This is a genomic window from Streptomyces sp. WM6386, assembly GCF_000972385.1.
In the GTDB taxonomy this organism is placed as follows: domain Bacteria; phylum Actinomycetota; class Actinomycetes; order Streptomycetales; family Streptomycetaceae; genus Streptomyces.
On the sequence record NZ_JXTE01000155.1, the window covers coordinates 1 to 2,549 of the forward strand.

4 protein-coding genes are annotated in these 2,549 nt (G+C 72.6%); 3 read left to right on the plus strand and 1 reads right to left on the minus strand.

Going from position 1 to position 2,549, the window contains the following annotated elements; translation table 11 throughout:
* The first annotated feature begins 251 nt into the window (after window positions 1–251).
* Together TN53_RS40225 and TN53_RS40230 are read left to right on the plus strand one after the other, a co-directional pair.
* A complete protein-coding gene (locus tag TN53_RS40225) occupies window positions 252–908 on the plus strand; it encodes an SDR family oxidoreductase (protein ID WP_046263823.1) in 657 nt (218 codons plus the stop codon).
* Between the two features lies 1 nt (window position 909).
* Window positions 910–1,290 (plus strand): nuclear transport factor 2 family protein, encoded by a 381-nt coding sequence (locus TN53_RS40230; RefSeq protein ID WP_234441817.1) that lies wholly within the window; start codon window positions 910–912, stop codon window positions 1,288–1,290.
* Between the two features lie 10 nt (window positions 1,291–1,300).
* On the opposite strand, the gene TN53_RS40235 is transcribed toward TN53_RS40230, so the two are convergent.
* On the minus strand, window positions 1,301–1,513 hold the full coding sequence (locus tag TN53_RS40235; protein ID WP_046263824.1) for a hypothetical protein: 213 nt from the start codon (window positions 1,511–1,513) through the stop codon (window positions 1,301–1,303).
* Between the two features lie 129 nt (window positions 1,514–1,642).
* On the opposite strand from TN53_RS40235, the gene TN53_RS40240 reads away from it, so the two are divergent.
* Entirely contained in the window at window positions 1,643–2,416 is a 774-nt protein-coding gene (locus TN53_RS40240; protein WP_052745401.1) for a class I SAM-dependent methyltransferase, read from the plus strand.
* Window positions 2,417–2,549 lie beyond the last annotated feature (133 nt).

Here is a 2,549-nt window from a genome sequence, read left to right on the forward strand (position 1 = left end):
CGGTGGGAGCTGCCGTAGTCGGGTGCGGGTTGGGTGGGGTGGGGTGGGCGTTCGCGCAGTTCGCCGCGCCCCTGGATGCCTGCGGCGGCCTGTGCGGCCCCGGTGGGGCCTGGTGTAGCGCGTTCAGGTTCGGTGGTTGGGTCGGGGACGGGGGCGGGGTATCCGTCCTCGGTCCGGCGGCTCGGCCAATCGCCGCACTCGCCCAACAACCGGACCCGGCAATCACAACCGTTCCGGCGTACGGTCGAGGCATGCGCATTGTCATCGCTGGTGGTCATGGTCAGATCGCGCTGCGGCTGGAGCGGCTGCTCGCCGCGCGCGGGAACGAGGTCGCGGGAATCATCCGCAAGGCCGAGCAGGGCGACGACCTGCGGGAGGCCGGTGCCGAACCGGTGCTCCTGGATCTGGAGTCGGCCTCGGTCGAGGAGGTCGCGGCCCATCTGCAGGGCGCGGACGCGGCGGTCTTCGCGGCGGGCGCGGGCCCGGGCAGCGGCCTGGCCCGCAAGGACACGGTGGACAAGGGTGCGGCGGTGCTGTTCGCGAACGCGGCGGTCCGGGCGGGCGTACGGCGTCATGTGGTCGTGTCGTCGATGGGCGCCGATGCGAACCACCGGGGCGACGACGTCTTCGACGTCTATCAGCGCGCCAAGGGCGAGGCCGACGACCACGTCCGTGGGCTCGACGCCCTGGACTGGACGATCCTGCGCCCCGGTGCGCTGACGAACGACGCCGGTACGGGCCTCGTACGGCTCGAGGCCCGCACGGGTCGCGGCCCGGTCACGCGCGACGATGTGGCCGCCGTGGTGGCGGAGTTGCTGGAAACCCCGGCGACGGCCGGTCTGACCCTGGAGCTGGTCGGCGGGTCGACGCCGGTGTCGGTGGCGGTGAAGGCCGTGGCCGGGAACTGAGGTGGCCGCGCAGGGGGTGCCGGCCGCGCGGGAGGAGCTGCTGCGGCGGATGTACGAGGTCTTCTCGACCGACGGGCGGGACGCCTTCGTACCGCACTGTCTGTCCCCGGACGTGGACTGGCCGAACGTCCTGGACGGGGTCCGGTTGCACGGCCGTGCGGCGGTACAGGCGTACTGGGCACGGCAGTTCGCGGCCGGGCATCCCCTCGTACGGCTGGAAGGACTGCGGCTCGACGGGGACGGCGCGTCGGTGGTGGTGAGCGTGCGGCAGGGGATGCGGGACGCGGACGGGGATCACTGGGCGGACGGGACGGTCCAGCATGTGTACCGGTTCGACGGGGACGGGCTGGTGGCTCGTATGGATGTACGAGCAGGGTCCTAAGAACCGTGCGTCAGAACAGAGGCATCTGGCCCGGGATCTCCGGAATCACGTAGCCGTCCAACGACGGCTGGACGGCACCCAGTTGGGCCTGGCGGCGGGAGCCGGGGCAGGAGGTGAGCGCGCCGTTCTCGCGGGCGCCGGGCGGGTCGTGTCGCGCGAAGCGACCGGCGACGACGGCGATCTCGCGGCGGCATTCGGGGCAGTTCCTACGGCGGCTGGACATGTGATCAGTGTGCCCCGCGCGGGCTGGTGCTGTGCGTGTCAGACGGGTGGCGGCCGGGGCCTCGGCTGTGAGGGCGACGACGTCGGATCCAGCCTGCTTCCCAGCCACCTGACAACCTACGGAGACCCCATGGACGAGGACCACGGCACGGATTTCGACGGACTCGCCGAGGCGTACGAACGCATGGCCACGGCTTTGCCGCTGCGCGAGTACGTCGAGGCCCACACCCTGTTCGGGTTGCTGGGCGATGTCGAGGGCAAGACCGTCCTGGACCTGGGCTGCGGCAGCGGCCTCTACACGCGCCGACTGCGCGAGCTCAGCGCCTCGGCCGTGACCGGGATCGACAGCGCCGAGGGCATGCTCGACTTCGCCCGGCGCCGCGCGGCCGCCGCGGGACTCGACATCACGTACCTGGCGCGTGCTGCCACAGCCCCGCCAGCCGCGGGCGATCCCGAGCTCGACGGCCGCTTCGACCTGGTGTCCTCGGTCTACGTGCTCTGCTACGCACCCACCCGCGAGACCCTGACCGGCTTCTGCCGCACCGCGCGCCGGGCCCTGCGGCCGGAGGGCGGGCGGTTCGTCTTCGCCACGCTCAACCCCGACGTCGCCGTCGAGCCCGGCTGGTACACGCACTACGGCATCGACTTCACCATCGCCCCGGCCACCCGGGACGGCGAAGAGGCCCCGGCGGTGATGAGGGTGCCCGGCTTCGACGAGTTTCCACTCCTCCCCTACCGGTGGTCGCGGCGGACGTACGAGGAGGCGCTGCGGGAGGCGGGGTTCGGCAGCGTCGGCTGGGTGTGGCCGCAGGTCTCGGACGAGGGGATCGCGGTGCACGGCGAGGGGCACTGGGCCAACTACCTGGAGACTCCTCATGCGTTGTACGCCGAGTGCGCGACGTGAGGCGGGGCGCCCAGGGTCGTCGGGCTTCCCTCGTTCCCCGCCGAACTGCCGCAGTGGGGCAGGGTTTTGGCGGGTCGGGGGGGCGGGGTCGGGGTGGGGGGGGCGGGGGGGGCCTGAGGGGCGGGGGAGAAGC